A 16,345-nucleotide genomic window follows, 5' to 3' on the forward strand; every position below is an offset into this window, starting at 1 on the left:
TTGGTCCCCTGCAATCGCCCAATGCCGCGGTCTTGCAAGCCGCGATGCAAGGATGACTGTGTCGGATGCGGGCTGGTCGACTGCAGCACATAGGGGCAGCGGTCGAGCGGCATCCAATTGCACGGCATCAGTTGATGGATTTGGGAGTCTACCACCTGTTTGGCGATGCGCCCGGGCGTCCCCAAGTCGCTGACGAAGGAATTCCTGCTGGTCGATCTCGTCAACAACGTCGATCAGCTTGCCGAGGAAAGAACGAGGTTCTCAAGCGCGTGGCCGAGCACGCCGCCGTGACTGATCAGAAGCGCTTAGTCGTGTGGTGCGAGCGTACGGCAGCGAGCGCGCCAAGAAGTTCTTCGAGCGCGCTGCGAACAAGCGAATTGCATGCCGCGTGACTTCCTCCACAATCACCCGCAGTTTGCGGATCTGATCCGGATTGTGGCGTAAGAGAAGGGCATTGATCCGGCCTTGGTCGAACAAGACTACTGGATCATGCACTGCCTCTATTGGGCTTGATGAGCTCGGCTTTATCTTCCAACTCAAAGGCGGCACGCTCCTCTCCAAGGGGCACCAGGTCATCAACCGGTTCTGGGAAGATATCGATATTCTGATCGAACCGTTTCCCGGCCAGGACGTAAAAGCCGGCAAGAACCATAATAGCGCCGAGGGCAAGTACTAAAATCCCGGAGAGGCTGCGCGATGGTCGCCCACTGCGGTTGGCATCAACGGCTCCAACTCCGCGACGATCGGGCCGTCCAGCCCGTGGAGACTGAGCCGCTTCACAATATTTTCGACCAAAGACCCCTGGCCCGAGCGGTCAGATGTTGCTGCATGCTCCAGGATTGGAAATCATCGTAGGCAATCGGGAAAGGCGAGTCATGCTGCTTCTTAATGGAGCCTCCCGATCGTTGTCGCGCTAGGACGCGGCAGACTAGATCCGCGAACGCATCGCAGGATGGGCGTCCGACCGGGCGTCCACCAACTCTTGACTCGCGTGACGGGTCAATCCGAAGGAAGCCTGGATCACGCTTGACGATCACGCGTCAGTGCACCTGTCCTTCGTGCCGGTGAAAGGCGTAGATGGGGTTTATACCGCAATAAGCGTAAGTGCCGGATGCAGTGGCCATGCACTGGTCATAGGTCGAGAACTGGCAATTGCCCGGATATCCCCAGGTACGTCCCTGCAGACAATAAATGTCCTGCCGAGCCGGGGGAATGTGCCCCCGCGGAGCGGCGATCGAAGGGTATCCCAAGTCGACGAGAATGGTAAGTGCAAGCACACCAATGGTCGGAAGATTGGGCATGAGACCTCTAGCCTCATTTTAGTCTTGGTGAAGATATAAGATTCTCACTTGGTGTTTTGATCCTAGTCAATGGCAACGACCCGATCGCAGTGCGTCCCGCGATCGCCTCCAAAGAAGCTCGACCGTAGTGGCACCCCGAGCTCGGAGCAGAACTCGTGCTGTTCGTAGAAAAAAGGCACTTTTCCAGCGCGATGGGGTAGATGTCCGGTGGAAACCTGCAACCGAACAATCGATCAGGCTTGAGAACTTCGCGGTCCCGAATAGTTCGGTCGACCGCGAAGCATACGGTGAGCTTACCGGCGACCGAAATGGGCGGAAAGTTCGCCCCTCGTCAGGTTTGAGAGTCCGCGTCGCGTGACCTGTATGGCTTAACGGCTCTATGGGGCTCCTGAACTTCCAACGAGTTCTCTAGCGTTTCGTGATCGGCTTGATCCGTCGCATCAAGGAATCGGCATATTCCTCGCGCTCGCGCATGAAGCGCTCTTGATGCGCTTTGAAACTCTCGACCCGCTTCTTGATCTCATCGCGTTCGCTGCCGCCATAGTCAGGCCCGCTGGAGGTACCCTGCTCGACGGCTTCGTTCGGCTGAGGCCGCGAGATATCCACCTTCAGCGATCTAGCGAATGCCGCGGTTTCAGCGACCAGCGCATCGAGCTCGCTCTTCCAATCATGCATTGACGCCCCCATGCAATACGGCTTGCTAGATGAAGCAGTTCGTCACAAGCTAGGCTGCGACCGTGACGCAGACGCCAATTGCCAGATAGGCCACCCCAACCAGCATCTGCTTCTCGTTAAAAGGCCAACCGGCAATAATGATCGACGATGGCCTTCCGCGCTCAAAATGCTCATCGCCAAAAGCGCAGTCAAAAGCCTGAGGCAACAATTCTAGAGCCGAAACATCTGGCTTCCTAGTTATACCGTTCAGCACGCTTAATGCAGGCCGATGCTGTTTCCGTCGGGGAAGGGCTCGCAGAGATTTCTCCCTGTCATATAACCCTGCAATCGGCGCCAACTGCTCCGAGCGGCCTGTATCAAGGGTCACAACGGTCTTGTGGCGGCCGATCAGCTATGTCACGCGCCGCAAGATGCCGGGATGAACGTCCGGTGATGATACATGAAACCCGGTTTCCGAGCCGGTGGCATCTTGAAACGACGAATTGTGTGATTGTACAGGCGCATCGAGGACAATTACATCATCTGTGCGGTGGGGCATTCCGCAGCGCACGCGACGGCAAAATAGATTGGTGGTTTGAGCGGGGCGTCGAAAGGGTGCGTTTTTCAGGCGCGGTTCGCATGACTGGGAGGATTCGACTCGAACAGAGACCTGCACCCAAAGGCCAGCGCGAGCGGCGGTGGTCTCACAAGCCTTTGGCGACTGCGTCCGAGAAGGAGCGGTCGACGAGATCCTCGGCATCAAGCTTTCGCTTGATGAGGCCCCAGCGGAAGTAGAGGTCGATCGTGCTCTGTTCATCCCTGGTCACACTGTCGTCGATAGGCGCAATGCGCACCTTTGCGCGCGCGAGCCAATGCAGCGGGACCCTGGCCGGGATATTCATCAACCTGCCCCACGTATCGGCATAGCTGCGGGTATTGTTGAGCGACCAGGCCCCTGCAGCCGCGAGCCGGCCGATGAAGTCGGTCAATTCGAGTCGAATATCACGAATGGAAATCGCAGTTGCGACTTGGAAGCCAAGACCTGGTGTCAATCCTTCCGCGGTGATCACGCGGCGCGATTTGAATAGGGCTTCCTCCTGGCTGACATAGGGTCGCTCGGCCGTGAATTCACCGTGGCTACGCCGGTCCACAGCATGACTACACGTTGCTCAACCTCTGCACGATAGGGACGCCGAGGAATGACGCTGGGTCGGCAGACGATCGGGCGTATCGATGGTAATGCAACCGCTGACCGCGCGCGACACGCAGGTGCACAGCTTCTCGTTCGTCGCCTGCTCCTCGCTGCTGAAGAACACGTCGCGATGATCGACCGGGGCCGACGCCTCCAGAATCGGCAGGACGCACAGCCCACATTCCCCGCGTCGGCAACCGAAGATCATGTCGACGCCTGCATCTTCAAGCGCATCCAGCATGGAGCGGTTGGCGGGGACCTCGACTTCGAGACCCAGCCGGGGAATCCTAATCTTGAACGGCACGTCCGCAAAGTTGCCAGCATTGCCAAAGGTCTCGTAGCGGAGGTGCGCCAGGGGCCTGCCTGCTTCGCACCACAGGCGCCTGGTCGCCTCCAACATGCCGAACGGGCCACACACATAAAGCTCGCCGCGCCGATCGAGTTGGGCGATCTCGCCGGCGATGTCGATGCGCTGTCCCTCTTCACCGACGAAGATCTGGAGCCGTTCGCCGATGTCACGGGCTAGCTCGTCTGCGAGAGCCAAGTCGCCGCGGCTGCGTGCGGCATAGAGCAGGCGAAAATTCGCGCCCGCTTGCTTCAGCGCCAGTGCCATTGTGTAGATCGGCGTGATGCCGATGCCGCCGGCGAGCAGCAGATATTCCGGCCGGCCGTAGCTCAATTCGAAGCTGTTGCTCGGCGCGGAGATCGTAAGCCGTTCGCCCACCTTGAGGCGCCACATGCCGATAGACCCGCCCCGGCTGGACGCGAGCCGCTTGACGGCGATGCGATAGAGTCCGTCCGGACAAGGTCCTATCAGTGAATAGCTGCGAAGCTGCGGCCGGCCGTCAATAGGCACAACGACGTCGATGTGACTGCCGGGCGTTGCGGTGACGAATGCGCGGTCCGGCTCGATCTCGAAGAGACGGACGTCAGGCGTAAGCTCGCGCGTGGCGCGAAGGCGCGCGGCTGCCCATTCGATCGGCTTGGTCATGACCTTTCGCTCACTCGGCCGCAACATTTGCGATCACGCGGGCTTGTTCGTCGGCCAGCATCCGGTCGATCAGCCGCCGCGCCCAGAGCGAGCCCGCATCGATGTTGAGATCGTAGAAGGGCGAACGCGGGTTCTTGTCAATCGCGGCCTGCTGCGCCTCCAGTATCCTGTGATCCTGATCGTAGACGCCCGCTCCGCCATTGACGTGGGCGAGCTGGAGCTCTTTCGTCAATTGCGCATCATCCCTGCGATAATTTCGGACGAAGTTCCAGAAATAGTGGCATGTCATCTCGGTCTCGGGGGTGATCGCCGCCAAGAACGCGCCGTTGGCGCCGTGCGAGCGGTCGCCTTGCGGCGCGCCCGTACCTGTCAGCGCCACGCCGACGTCGCCGACGACGACCGATGGTGCCTGGAACGTCACGATTTGCCAGCGATCGACACGGCCCGGCCGTCCGAGCTGGCGCGCCCAGAACGGGGGCGGCTCGATGTCGATCATCCAGCGCGTCATCGTCGCCGTGTCGTCGGTATGGGTCACATCGAAGGGCGCGGCCGTGATCGCCTCGTCGCCGATGCTGCCGGCGTGAACATACGTCTCGTGTGTGAGGTCCATGAGATTGTCGATCACAAGGCGATAGTCGCATTTCAACCGATAGAACGTGCCCCCCTCGCCGACCCATTGCGTGCCGTCGTTCCGGTGAAAATCCGGAATTGTGGCAGGGTCCGCCAGCGCGGGGTCACCGGGCCACAGCCAGACCAGGCGATGCCGCTCGACGACCGGATAGGCGCGCACGCAGGCTGACGGATTGATCGTCTTCTGCGCGGGCATGTAGGTGCAGCGGCCGGCCGAATTGAAGACCAGCCCGTGATAGCCACACATGACCTCATCGCCCTTGAGATGTCCGAGCGACAGCGGCAGCAGCCGGTGCCAGCAGGCATCCTCCAGCGCGGCGATCACCCCGTCGGTGAGCCGGTAGAGCACGACGTTCTTGCCGCAGATGATGCGGGCGGAAAGCTCGCGGCCGATTTCGTGGCACCATGCAGCAGCGTACCAGGCGTTGAGCGGAAAAGGCTTTGATGCGTTCATGGTAACGTCTCTCCCTGGTCGGGTCGATGGTCGCGAGCTTATCTAAGCCCACTCCAATAGCCTGCGCCTTGCCACCCTGGCATGAGATGTTCCTCGGCGATCACTCATCACCCTCAAATGACAAGCGCTGACAATAGCCACGCCGCTCGAATTGGTTTCTCAATGAGCTGCAGGCGACGCCAAGGCTACAACCTGATGCTACGTCAGGTTCAAGTTATTTCGTGCTCATCTTAAAGGCACGGCGATGTAGAGCAGAGCGCCAGAGGCCGCGTCCTTTTCGAACTGCTCGATCTCAATTAGAACCGCAGCAGGGCGGCGCATCGTTCGACTAAGGTCACATGATGTGCTTTCGCCTCATTTTTCAATTCGATCAGAAGCCAATTTCGGATCATATTTGGGCAGCCCGATATTCGGTTATCAACCTATCGCGTAAGGGAAAGCCATCGATCCGTCTGCACTCGCCCGTGGTTGTACGGCGCAGCCAAGACAGGAAATTTGCAGCGAGCCGCTAGGGGTTCCATTTCGCAGGGTCCGAGAAGCAGGTGTCTCTAATTGCGATGTCTGTCAGCGGACCAAGTTGCTTTCTCCACTTCCTTTGGAAGTTGCCGTTCTGATCGATCAATTCCGCCGCGAGATAGTGAGCACAGATGCGCAGCAAAGGGGTACAAGGGACACGTCCTCAGGCTTTCATCCTGCGGCGCGTGTTCTAAACTCGTTGTTGTTGACGACATCGCCGCGATTGTTTGCCAAGCCACGCCTCCCTTGAGATAGGCCAGCGTGTGGCCCTGCGGGCCAAACGTGCTCGTTCTTGAGCACGAGAGCTGTCTTCGATGCGTGCGGCCGCCACGTCTTGATTATGACGGCGAGCGCGCTGCGGGTCAGCCGCACCCTTGCACGGTCAAGCCAATGAATTGGACCGGCCGAGGGCGTGGTGACCGGCATGCCGACGGCCGGGGCTCTCTTTATCGCCGCCATCGCTTCCGACCGGAAGCGATCAGCGATGCGTTGGGGGTATTCCGGTTTAACTTAGCTGCGCATGGTCGAGCAGGCGGCGCGTGGCCTTCGCCTGACTCATGAAACCGAGCGCCAGTGGGGACGGCAATTCGGCAAGGCCTCTCCGATCGGATCCGCCAGCGCGCTCCCGCTCGCGGCGACAAATGGCACCTGGACCAAGCCCCTATCTCGATCGTGGGCAAACGATGGCTCTTGGCGCGCTGTCGACCAGGGGCTTTGTTCTCGCCGTCCTGATCCAGCGCCGAAGAGACTCGCGCGCGGAGCAGCGGCTCATGAAGAAGCCCTTGAAATCCGCCGGCACGCCGCCGCGCGTCATGATCACGGACAGCTCCCTTCATATGGCGCTACGATGTCCGCGGCAGCTAGGTATGTTAGTACTTCATGATCGCTTCGATCTCTGCGCGAAAGGCACGGCGCGAGGAGTCGCGTGAATAGAACATGTGTCCGCCCGGATAGACCACGAGTTTGACTCGCGGTGCCGAGGCAAAGCGCGGCAACTGATCGAGCGCCATCTTCGAGCCGAAATAGGGCGTCGCAATATCGAAAAGGCCATGTCCAACCAGCACATTCACTGTCGCGTCCGTCGCAAGGATCTGGCGCAGGTCCGAGAGCGATTCTGGAGAGCTGCCGTGGCCGAAATCCCGCGCCCCAATTGCCGCGCTGTTGGCCAGTTCATATGAGCCGTCCGGCCGCCAGTTGAGCTTGCGGATCAGGACGTCGACTGCGGCGCTCGTCAGCGGCGCCCGCAGCCCATCTGCCGAGGGGTCGCCGAAGCGGTGGACATCGGAATCCGGATAGGGATCAAGGCCGCGCAGGGATGCGTCATAACGGCCGGTCACGTTGCCCCTCTCGCGATCGAACTCGCGGCAGAATTCGCTGACGTCAAGGCGCCCGGCAAGCCGTCGGCTGACGGCCCGGTCTATGCCGATCAAGGCGGCAACCTTGTCGGCGAGACGGCTTGTGGCCTCCTTGTCGGCCTTGCCCTTGACGAGGTCGGCTAGGAATTCGCCACGTGCGTAATCTTCCACGTCGGCGATGTCGGCTCGACTGACCTCTCCCTTGCCCTCGCCCTTGGCTTCACGGGCCACCGCGACATAGCTTGGCAGCGTCGCAACATATTTCAGAAGGCTCCTGCCTGTGAACTCGCTGTAGTCGAACAGCGGCGAGATCAAGATCAGACCCTTCACCCCGACGCCCTGCCGCATCTGCAGATTGCGCACGACCTTCGGTCCGCGAATGCCGCCATAGCTTTCGCCCGCGACATATTTCGGCGAGGAGAGCCGCTCGTGCCTCTCGAGCCAGCGGCGGATCACCAGCGCGATTGAACAGGCATCGCCATCGACTGAATAGAATTGCTTGCTCACATCGTCGTCCGTCGCTACGAAACGGCTATAGCCGGTGCCGACGGGATCAATGAAGACGAGGTCGGTAAAATCCAGCCAGGTCTCGGCGTTGGGCCTGATCTCCGGCGACACCGACGGCGTGACGAACTCCGCATCGATCGGCAACCGCCATGGCCCGGCGCTGCCATATCGCAGCCAAGCCGAGGCGGCGCCCGGGCCGCCATTGAAGAGGAATGTGACTGGACGCTTGGCACGATCTGTGCCGCCGAGCTGATAGGAGGTGTAGGCGATGTCCGCCTGCGGCTCGCCCTTGTCGCCGAACACGCGGATCGAGCCCGCAGTCGCGATGAAACCAAGCGTTCGCCCGGGCAGCTCGAGCGTCTGAGGGGTGGTAGAATTTGGCGGCAGGCGATGCTCGATGGACGATAGGGGACTTGGCGTGCCAGCGCTGCGCGCGTCCGTGCCACTGGCCTTCGCCGTGGTGTCGTGGCACGAGGCGGGATCGTCGCCCCCGGCGCTTCCCGTCACGGGCAGCCAACCAGGGCCAGTGCAACAGAGATGCGGCGCAGCGGGGTCAAAACCCAACTGGATCGAGATTCTGCTATCCCGGCCGTACTTCGCGTTATCGCGCAAAAGCAGTGGGCCGGCCTAGTGGCCAGTTTGGGTTCGCGTTCAGGGACAGGCCGAACTAACAAGCATTTATTTACGTGGGTCTGGCCTTGTTGCACGACGCGTGTCTCGCAAAATGGCTCTACTCACTTCGCTAAGAGCGGGGAACCTACTAATTCTAGCAGGCATCGAGGGTGCTCGCCGCAGATCGGCGGCGTATTCATTGGCTTCGACAAGATTCGGAGACGCGTGCGCGCCGGCAACAAGAGAACGATCGATCTGCTCAGCTCCGTTGATTTTGAGGTGCAGGTGCGGCGAGATCATCTGGCGCGAGCGATCCGCACGATTGAGAAAGGCCCTTCCACGCCAGAACTCGATTGGGCGCGCACTATTCGGCGATGCGGGCGTCGATCCGCCGGGGCCCTGCCAGGTGCAGCGCACAGCCAGCGAGGCGAACAAACTCCAATGCCATGCTGCAGCTTCATAAATCAGCCCTGCCTTCGATCGGACTTGGAGCAGTGACTTGGGCCTGACACTGCTTAAAGCCTGCCGGACAAGTTGCGCGATGATGACAGACGGCTTGTTCGGAGCTCATCCGGTTTCCAGGGGCGTTGTTGCAGGCCCGGAGTTCAACCAAGCCGCGTTCCGTTTGGAGCTGTGACCTTTCAATCGAGCCTATAAGAGGCTTGAAAGAACGTGCCCCAGCGCTCTGCGCTGAACTTCGAAAACACAGTCTCAGTGGTTCCCGGGCCATCACAGCCTGTGCATATCACTTCGCTGTCTTTTTTGGTCCACATGGCCCAATAGCGCGCGCCGACGCCGACGCTGAAGTTCTTGGTAATGAAGTAGGACAACACGCCTTCGAGTTGGACACCCCCGCCTCCGCTCCCGCGTTGATCAAGGAATGTGGTCGGCGGTCGCGCAAGGTGATGGTCACGTCCGTTGAAATCGGTCCAAGGCAGGTAAGCGACGTCGGCGCTCAAACGCCAACGCTCGGTGAGCCTGGTTTCGGCGCTTAGGCCGACACGAGGTGCATTCCACTGGGAATTCTGGCTTCCAGCGACCGTGTCGTCACCATCTGAATCCGGCCGCGAGCATGGACCCATCGGGTTAGCAATCTGTACACATCCGATGTAGTCGGAGCTCTGTTCGTAGTAGGTCCAGCCGATAAAGCCGCCGACCTTGTAGTCGACGCCGCGCAGGAGATCGTAACCTACGTCGGCGGTGTAATAGCTGAACCTCCCGTTTGCCTGGCCTGCTTTCGTGTTAATGTAGGAGAGGCTGGGATGGTTTCCTTGGGTGCCCCAATCTTCATCGTTGGTGCTTCCTTTGTCGAAACGACCGATGCCAACGTTGCTCTTCAGAAACACTCCCCACGGGCTGTCAAGACGGCCAAACAATTCCCCGGAAAGTCCGTTGAGACCGTGGTGGGTGATCCTCGATACAAGAATGTCAGGATCTCCAGCAGGGATTTGATTAGGCAAATTCCATTGGAATCGTCCGCGGCTGAGCCAGAGCCGGGAGCCGCCTTCGAACGACCAACCGGCTGTGTCAGTCGTCGGCGGCACGCTGCCCGTTGCTTTCGTGAACAACGGCGCATCGGACCGATGCGCACCCCAAGGGTCGGCCTCAAAATGGTAATTTAGACCGATCGTTCCGATGTGATAGCTGCTAGACAGGCTCGTTGTATTCGCCGGAAGGATTGCGAACGGCGGAAACTGCACCGTCGGAGGCGTTACGATACTCGGCCCACCGAAATGCAGGTAGTCATATTCGACCTTGAGCGACCATGCAGACGTCAGCGCTTGCTCGACGCCCAGCCCGATGATGCCACCGACCCGACCATAGTCGAAACTGGTGTTCTCTTGACTCCCGCGGCCATTGAACTCGTTGTTGTTGACGACATCGCCACGATTGTTTTGCCAAGCCACGCCTCCCTTGAGATAGGCCAGCGTGCGGCCATGCGGGCCAAAGGTGTAACCGACCCGGCCGGTCCCGGTCGCAAAGACGTTGGGACCTGCCTTGCAGTTTGCGCTCACAACAAAGCCGGAGGCGGCGAGGCAGGTATTTGTGCCCTCGGAGACAACACCGCTGGCATCGAGCTCGACGCCAAAAACCCAGCTGTTCTTCTGCCAATTAAAGCCTATCTGACCACCTGCGAGGAACACTGGGGTGTCAACCACGCCGCCATAGATTGAGGGACCGTAGGGATTGCTGAATGAGGTTCGTCCGTACCCACCGCCGACGTGCCCGCCAATATAGCCTCCGGACCAGCTCCACACTGCCGCTGGCAATTTCACGTCTGGCCAAAGATCTACCGCATTGGCTGCACCGCTTGCGACGAGCGCAAATGTTGCGATTCCCGAAAGAAGAACTCCAGATCGCATTCCAAACACTTCCCTGCATTTTGCGCCGTCCACAACCAAGCGCTTTAACTTGTCGCCACAGCAAACCGACGGGGCCAGACCACAGGCTTGCGACGCGCGCCGTAGTACGCCCGGAAAATCACCGCTTGCGATTGGCAATGATGGCGTAAGCAAAGCAAACCGCGAGCCAATTGAATTCGGCTGTGCGGCAGGCACTTCGTAATGGTGTGTAGCGTCAAGTTGCTGACATTTGTCTCAAGACTCACAATCTAAGTTGCCATCGCCGACCGCTTGATCGTGAGGCGCATCTGAAGCAGGCCAATAGAGCATTCACCGCAACTCTGCCGATGCCCGCGGAATAAGGAACGGGGCCGGCTGGCAAGACCAGCGTCTTCACTCCAGGGACCCACGTGTGGATCGGCACTGAGGCATATCCTTCCATGGTCGCATGGATCACTGATTTATGGCGGCGATCGGGATCGGGACCCCGCACCGATACACAGACAAGGCTTAGGTCAGCGTTGCTCAAGCCTTTGCGTCGGGCGTCGCGAAGAGTCGTCCGGCCTCGCGATCAACCGGATGGGATCCGGTGCGCACGTCGCATCATGACGAAAAACCTGTATTGCCGCCAGCATGCGTCAGGAACGGCGCTGCCGTTTGTCAGATTTCCGACATCGCCGTTTTCAACCCGACGTGGCTCTGATTTCACCGCATCGAACGCGTTTCGCGGATGATTTCGCTCGAGGCGCACGGATCACGCGCTTCAAAGCGACGTGATGACGACCTTCTAATCGAATCTTCGCGCAGGAAGCATGTGGAGCGCCGCGAGCAGCAGCGAACCGTCGTCGGCGAACAGGTCCCAGATCATGATCCCGGCGAGTCCATGGGCGCATGCGTACATCGTCTTGCGTGCGATGGAGAGCGGATCGTCGTAGCTGATCCATATCCGCCGTTCGGCGTCATAGAGCCACGGCACCTGCGCCTCATCACTCCAATAGCGGCGAAAGCCCCGCTCTTCCGGTCGCCTGGCAACGAGATCGCGATAATCGATGCCATCGCTCCCTCCCCACTGCTCGCTCGCCCTCGTCCCTGCTTGCAACAGTCCCGCATTCTCCTGCGGAACGCCTGCCACAGCTCGGCCATAGAAGGCGACGCCGAGTGTGACCTTGCCCGGCGGCATCCCGGCCCGGATCAAGGCATTCACACTTGCATCGACATTGAGATCGGGATTTGGATCGCCGGCACAGGCGAACAGCGGGGCATTGAAGCCGGCAAAAGCCGAGCCCGCATGATAGTCGTAAGCCATCAGATGGATCCGGTCGACCAGCGGGGCCAGAGCGGCCGCATCCAGATTGACAATCTTATTGGGGGCGGCAGATACGGCAATGGTGAGCTCGAGCTCCCTGCGCTCCAATGCGGAAAACTCAATGAGTCTTCGGCGAAGCTCCGCAATCAGGAGCGTGAAATTCGTACGGTCCTCGAGGCGCGCCAGATTTCCTGGACGTCCTCCTGAGACGGGAAACTCCCAATCCACATCCACACCATCGAACAAACCAGAATACGGGCGAAAGAACGCCTCGATAACGGATTGTGCGAACCGCGCGCGCGACATCGGCGTGGCAGCGGCGGCCGAGAAATATTTCGACCCGCTCCAACCGCCCAACGAAATCAGGATGCGAAGCTCTGGACTGCTCCGCTTCAATTCGGCGAGTTGGGCGAAATTTCCGCCGAACGGGGGCGAGGGCGCGGTTCCGTCGCAGGCTCCTGCGTCGAGGCAACGATCCGCAAGTGCAGCCCGTCCTTCTGCCGAAACGGTGCCGAACGCGTACATCAAGTGGGTCAGCGCGCGCGTCGGGATCGTCTTGATGTTTGGACCGCCCGTCCGGGCTTTCCACGGGGCGACATAGCCGGCGACCACTGGCCTCCTGGACGGCGTGGTCCGCCCCTGCTGCATCATTGCGTATCCGCACACGAGCGTAGAAAACCCGGCTGCAGCAAAGGTTCGACGATTAATTGCCACGGCCTACGACCTTATACTCTCTGTCTGATTGTATCCTGTGCCAACCGCTGACGCGATCATCTCAGCGAGCCTTCGATATGCGTGGCACTGCCGGCTTTCGTTTCACCAACGTTGCGACTTTATTGCGGCAACCTTCATCGAGAGCCGTGTTCGCTGCGCGAAGGATTCGGCCCGCGAAATGGCGAAGGTACGACGAAGTTGAATGCTTTGGAGCAAGGCGATACATCTTAGACGAGGTATGGAAGCTGTAACAGCTCTTCTGTGGCTGGCTTCTGGCCGTTTCTTGGCTGACATCGGCCGCGTTATCCGATCCGAATTTGTCGAAAGCCGCACAACCGGAATCGTTGGAACGTATGGACAGCAGCGACGGCTGCTCTAGTCGCTGAATTGCGCTTCGCTTCACCGTCTCTGCGACAGGATGGAATGCTATGAAGGGGAAAACGGTGGCGCGCATCTTGCCCGCACCGGCTCCGGACAGTGTGAACTTGCTTTCAGGTCTGAGCGGAATCCCTCGGTAGGATTCATGTTTCAACCAAAGCGAGATGAGGAGCATTCTTACAGTTGTAACTAGGACCACCTACAGAAAGCTAGGGAGCTCGAAAATGAACGACGACGCGTCTCCAACGCAAAGTGATCTGCAGGGACTTCGGCTGATCCGCGCTTTTCTCCGGTTACGCGATCAACGCACCCGGTCCGAGCTCGTCGAACAAGTCGAAAGGCTCGCCGCGGAGGCACCTGCGGGATCGGATTCGAGCTTGCCCGGTTCACCTGGTTTCGCCGAGCGTCCGGCGGATCCTCTCAATTGATCTCTCGCCTTCTTCGTGTCGCCCAACGACACATTCCAGTACCGCTCCCGTCTGCCGTGTTGCAGGAAGCCGCTGACCTGGCCGCAATCGTCATAGCAGCGAGCCACGGCGGTCGTCGTCAGGATCACCGCCTTTGCCTTCGCAGAGACGCGGCCGACCTCGGCGTTCGGCTCGCAGGTTAGAAGCGCGAAGATGTGGCGGGGATGATCTCGCCTTGCTTGGCCTTGCACACGCCGGTCCAGTTGGTCCAAAGATCTCGCGAAGGCGAGAACAGAGCAGCTCTCCTTGGTAGCGAACCGGACGCGGCAGCTTCTTGCCGTCGGTAGTGTCCGGAGAACGACGTGAACGGCACCAGGCAGCGGCTCTCGAGATCGAGCCAGCGCCTCCGGTGCGCGCTCTCACATTGCGGACATTGGTAGTGCCGCTGGGTTCTCAGCAGCTCCTCGAAGTCGACTGGCCTGCCCTTTGCAAGCTTCTCGGTGGCGTCATCAGAACCCGGCGCGAGCTCGGCGTGCTCCAGGGCGCCATCACGAGTCCGAGTCCGCGCAGAATAGTGAGGAAAAATCCTGGGGAGCAAGGGCAGGTCGCCGGTCTGGTTCTTCGGCGGCATCACCCCGAAGAGCCGAATATTCCGGGCGTCTATTTTTCTGCCAGAAACCCTTGCTTCCGGAAAGGACCAGCCCCATTTGAGCCCCGCCCGCGTTAGCACTCGCTGGCATCGACTGCTAACAACTCTGAAATCCAAACCCGAGCAACTACTTAGGAGGACTGCATGAACTTCCGTCCGCTTCACGACCGCGTCGTGGTCAAGCGCATCGACGCAGAAGAGAAGACCGCCGGCGGCATCATCATTCCCGATACGGCCAAGGAAAAGCCCTCGCAGGGCGAAGTGATCGCCGTCGGCCCCGGCGGCCGCGACGAGAGCGGCAAGCTGATCCCGATCGACGTCCAAGGCGGCGACCGCGTGCTGTTCGGCAAGTGGTCCGGCACCGAGGTCAAGATCGACGGCCAGGAGCTGCTGATCATGAAGGAGAGCGACATCATGGGCGTTCTCACCGACGCGTCGGCCAAGAAGAAGGCCGCCTAATCCAAGCGCTCGCACCGCTCACCCCTGAGGAGCGCCTGCGGGCGCCTCGCCAAGGGTGAGATGAGACCAGTCAACTCAGGGAAACCAATATGTCAGCTAAAGAAGTCAAATTCGGCGTCGATGCCCGCGACCGCATGCTGCGCGGCGTCGACATCCTCAACAACGCGGTGAAGGTCACGCTCGGTCCGAAGGGCCGCAACGTCGTGCTCGACAAGTCGTTCGGTGCTCCCCGCATCACCAAGGACGGCGTCACCGTCGCCAAGGATATCGAGCTCGACGATAAGTTCGAGAATATGGGTGCGCAGATGGTGCGCGAAGTCGCCTCCAAGTCCGCTGACGCGGCCGGCGACGGCACCACCACCGCGACCGTGCTCGCGGCTGCCATCGTCCGTGAGGGCGCCAAGGCGGTTGCCGCCGGCATGAATCCGATGGACCTCAAGCGCGGTATCGACCTTGCCGTCGATGCGGTGGTTGCGGACCTGCAGAAGAACACCAAGAAGGTCACCTCGAACGACGAGATCTCTCAGGTCGGCACCATCTCGGCAAACGGTGACGCGGAGATCGGCAAGTTCCTCGCCGACGCCATGAAGAAGGTCGGCAACGAGGGCGTCATCACCGTCGAGGAAGCCAAGTCGCTCGAGACCGAGCTCGACGTCGTCGAGGGCATGCAGTTCGACCGCGGCTACATCTCGCCCTACTTCGTCACCAACGCCGACAAGATGCGCGTTGAGATGGACGACGCCTACATCCTCATCAACGAGAAGAAGCTCTCCTCGCTGAACGAGCTGCTGCCGCTGCTCGAGGCCGTGGTGCAGACCGGCAAGCCGCTGGTCATCGTCGCCGAGGACGTCGAAGGTGAGGCGCTCGCGACGCTGGTCGTGAACCGCCTCCGCGGTGGTCTGAAGGTCGCGGCCGTCAAGGCGCCGGGCTTCGGCGATCGCCGCAAGGCCATGCTGCAGGACATCGCGATCCTGACCGGCGGCCAGGCGATCTCGGAAGACCTCGGCATCAAGCTCGAGAACGTCACGCTCAACATGCTCGGTCGCGCCAAGAAGGTGATGATCGACAAGGAGAACACCACGATCGTCAACGGCGCCGGCAAGAAGACCGACATCGAGGCGCGCGTGGCCCAGATCAAGGCGCAGATCGAGGAGACCACCTCGGACTACGACCGTGAGAAGCTCCAGGAGCGTCTCGCCAAGCTCGCGGGCGGCGTCGCGGTGATCCGCGTCGGCGGCGCGACCGAGGTCGAGGTGAAGGAGCGCAAGGATCGCGTTGATGACGCGATGCATGCGACCCGCGCGGCTGTCGAGGAAGGCATCGTCCCGGGCGGCGGCGTCGCCCTGCTCCGTGCCTCCGAGCAGCTCAAGGGCCTGCGCACCAAGAACGACGACCAGAAGACCGGCGTCGAGATCGTGCGCAAGGCGCTCTCCGCGCCCGCCCGCCAGATCGCGATCAACGCCGGTGAAGACGGCTCGGTGATCGTCGGCAAGATCCTCGAAAAGGATCAATACGCCTATGGCTTCGACTCGCAGACCGGCGAATACGGGAATCTTGTCACCAAGGGCATCATCGACCCGACCAAGGTGGTCCGTACCGCGATCCAGAATGCAGCCTCGGTCGCTGCGCTGCTGATCACCACGGAAGCTATGGTCGCCGAGCTGCCCAAGAAGGGCGGCGCCGGTCCGGCGATGCCTCCGGGCGGCGGCATGGGTGGCATGGGCGGGATGGACTTCTGATCCAGCCGTTAAGGCCAACCGCGCAAATGCGAAACCCCGGCAGCGATGCCGGGGTTTTTGGTGTGTGCCGAGCATGTTCGACAGCTCTGCGGAGATCAACCTGTTTAGCGGACTCGAACATCTGCCGAGTCGATGGGGC

General features: G+C 60.5%; 14 protein-coding genes and 1 pseudogene. 6 read left to right on the forward strand and 9 right to left on the reverse strand.

What is annotated here, in order from left to right:
• Positions 1-159 precede the first annotated feature (159 nt).
• Together JJE66_RS38545 and JJE66_RS30845 are read left to right on the forward strand one after the other, a co-directional pair.
• Entirely contained in the window at positions 160-291 is a 132-nt protein-coding gene (locus JJE66_RS38545) for a hypothetical protein (protein WP_283818530.1), read from the forward strand.
• A gap of 163 nt (positions 292-454) precedes the next feature.
• Positions 455-676 (forward strand): nucleotidyl transferase AbiEii/AbiGii toxin family protein, encoded by a 222-nt coding sequence (locus JJE66_RS30845; protein WP_246756598.1) that lies wholly within the window; start codon positions 455-457, stop codon positions 674-676.
• 364 nt (positions 677-1,040) lie between these two features.
• On the opposite strand, the gene JJE66_RS30850 is transcribed toward JJE66_RS30845, so the two are convergent.
• The 6 genes from JJE66_RS30850 to JJE66_RS30875 all read right to left on the reverse strand — a co-directional run bounded on the left by JJE66_RS30850 (position 1,041) and on the right by JJE66_RS30875 (position 5,222).
• Positions 1,041-1,301, reverse strand: coding sequence for a DUF3551 domain-containing protein (locus JJE66_RS30850; RefSeq protein WP_200518360.1), 261 nt, complete (start codon positions 1,299-1,301; stop codon positions 1,041-1,043).
• Positions 1,302-1,709: 408 nt separating this feature from the next.
• Entirely contained in the window at positions 1,710-1,976 is a 267-nt protein-coding gene (locus JJE66_RS30855; RefSeq protein ID WP_200298522.1) for a hypothetical protein, read from the reverse strand.
• A 49-nt stretch (positions 1,977-2,025) separates the two neighbouring features.
• Positions 2,026-2,343: a hypothetical protein gene (locus JJE66_RS30860; RefSeq protein ID WP_200518362.1), complete on the reverse strand. Its 318-nt coding sequence runs from the start codon at positions 2,341-2,343 to the stop codon at positions 2,026-2,028.
• Positions 2,344-2,659: 316 nt separating this feature from the next.
• Positions 2,660-3,025 (reverse strand): hypothetical protein, encoded by a 366-nt coding sequence (locus tag JJE66_RS30865; RefSeq protein WP_246756599.1) that lies wholly within the window; start codon positions 3,023-3,025, stop codon positions 2,660-2,662.
• Positions 3,026-3,124: 99 nt separating this feature from the next.
• A complete protein-coding gene (locus JJE66_RS30870; protein WP_200518363.1) occupies positions 3,125-4,138 on the reverse strand; it encodes a PDR/VanB family oxidoreductase in 1,014 nt (337 codons plus the stop codon).
• Between the two features lie 10 nt (positions 4,139-4,148).
• Positions 4,149-5,222 (reverse strand): aromatic ring-hydroxylating dioxygenase subunit alpha, encoded by a 1,074-nt coding sequence (locus JJE66_RS30875; protein ID WP_200518364.1) that lies wholly within the window; start codon positions 5,220-5,222, stop codon positions 4,149-4,151.
• A gap of 940 nt (positions 5,223-6,162) precedes the next feature.
• Between JJE66_RS30875 and JJE66_RS30880 the strand changes: the two are divergent.
• Positions 6,163-6,609: pseudogene (locus JJE66_RS30880) on the forward strand (DDE-type integrase/transposase/recombinase); the annotation flags it as partial.
• Here JJE66_RS30880 and JJE66_RS30885 read toward each other — a convergent pair.
• The 3 genes from JJE66_RS30885 to JJE66_RS30895 all read right to left on the reverse strand — a co-directional run bounded on the left by JJE66_RS30885 (position 6,608) and on the right by JJE66_RS30895 (position 12,472).
• Positions 6,608-8,107: a S10 family peptidase gene (locus tag JJE66_RS30885; protein ID WP_409362846.1), complete on the reverse strand. Its 1,500-nt coding sequence runs from the start codon at positions 8,105-8,107 to the stop codon at positions 6,608-6,610. The pseudogene JJE66_RS30880 and the gene JJE66_RS30885 sit on opposite strands and share 2 nt — an antisense overlap.
• Positions 8,108-8,853: 746 nt before the next feature.
• Positions 8,854-10,575 carry an outer membrane beta-barrel protein gene (locus JJE66_RS30890; RefSeq protein WP_200518365.1) on the reverse strand — a complete coding sequence of 574 codons (1,722 nt, stop codon included), beginning with the start codon at positions 10,573-10,575 and terminating at the stop codon, positions 8,854-8,856.
• A gap of 766 nt (positions 10,576-11,341) precedes the next feature.
• On the reverse strand, positions 11,342-12,472 hold the full coding sequence (locus tag JJE66_RS30895; protein ID WP_200518366.1) for a glycoside hydrolase family 18 protein: 1,131 nt from the start codon (positions 12,470-12,472) through the stop codon (positions 11,342-11,344).
• Between the two features lie 704 nt (positions 12,473-13,176).
• Here JJE66_RS30895 and JJE66_RS30900 point away from each other — a divergent pair.
• From JJE66_RS30900 to groL, 3 genes are all read left to right on the forward strand, one after another.
• On the forward strand, positions 13,177-13,380 hold the full coding sequence (locus JJE66_RS30900) for a hypothetical protein (RefSeq protein ID WP_200518367.1): 204 nt from the start codon (positions 13,177-13,179) through the stop codon (positions 13,378-13,380).
• Between the two features lie 772 nt (positions 13,381-14,152).
• On the forward strand, positions 14,153-14,467 hold the full coding sequence (gene groES, locus JJE66_RS30905) for a co-chaperone GroES (protein WP_200518368.1): 315 nt from the start codon (positions 14,153-14,155) through the stop codon (positions 14,465-14,467).
• An 89-nt stretch (positions 14,468-14,556) separates the two neighbouring features.
• Complete coding sequence (gene groL, locus JJE66_RS30910) at positions 14,557-16,206, forward strand: chaperonin GroEL (RefSeq protein ID WP_200298516.1); 1,650 nt, start codon at positions 14,557-14,559, stop codon at positions 16,204-16,206.
• The last annotated feature ends 139 nt before the right edge of the window (positions 16,207-16,345 follow it).

It is taken from the genome of Bradyrhizobium diazoefficiens, from assembly GCF_016612535.1.
GTDB classification, from domain to species: domain Bacteria; phylum Pseudomonadota; class Alphaproteobacteria; order Rhizobiales; family Xanthobacteraceae; genus Bradyrhizobium; species Bradyrhizobium diazoefficiens_C.

What these genes read in the sequence shown, in the direction of transcription:
- JJE66_RS30900 (WP_200518367.1), top strand. Translation starts at nt 13,177, where the DNA reads ATGAACGACGACGCGTCTCCAACGCAAAGTGATCTGCAGGGACTTCGG.
- JJE66_RS30875 (WP_200518364.1), bottom strand. Translation starts at nt 5,222, where the DNA reads ATGAACGCATCAAAGCCTTTTCCGCTCAACGCCTGGTACGCTGCTGCA.
- groL (WP_200298516.1), top strand. Translation starts at nt 14,557, where the DNA reads ATGTCAGCTAAAGAAGTCAAATTCGGCGTCGATGCCCGCGACCGCATG.
- JJE66_RS30855 (WP_200298522.1), bottom strand. Translation starts at nt 1,976, where the DNA reads ATGCATGATTGGAAGAGCGAGCTCGATGCGCTGGTCGCTGAAACCGCG.
- JJE66_RS30890 (WP_200518365.1), bottom strand. Translation starts at nt 10,575, where the DNA reads ATGCGATCTGGAGTTCTTCTTTCGGGAATCGCAACATTTGCGCTCGTC.
- JJE66_RS30870 (WP_200518363.1), bottom strand. Translation starts at nt 4,138, where the DNA reads ATGACCAAGCCGATCGAATGGGCAGCCGCGCGCCTTCGCGCCACGCGC.
- JJE66_RS30850 (WP_200518360.1), bottom strand. Translation starts at nt 1,301, where the DNA reads ATGCCCAATCTTCCGACCATTGGTGTGCTTGCACTTACCATTCTCGTC.
- groES (WP_200518368.1), top strand. Translation starts at nt 14,153, where the DNA reads ATGAACTTCCGTCCGCTTCACGACCGCGTCGTGGTCAAGCGCATCGAC.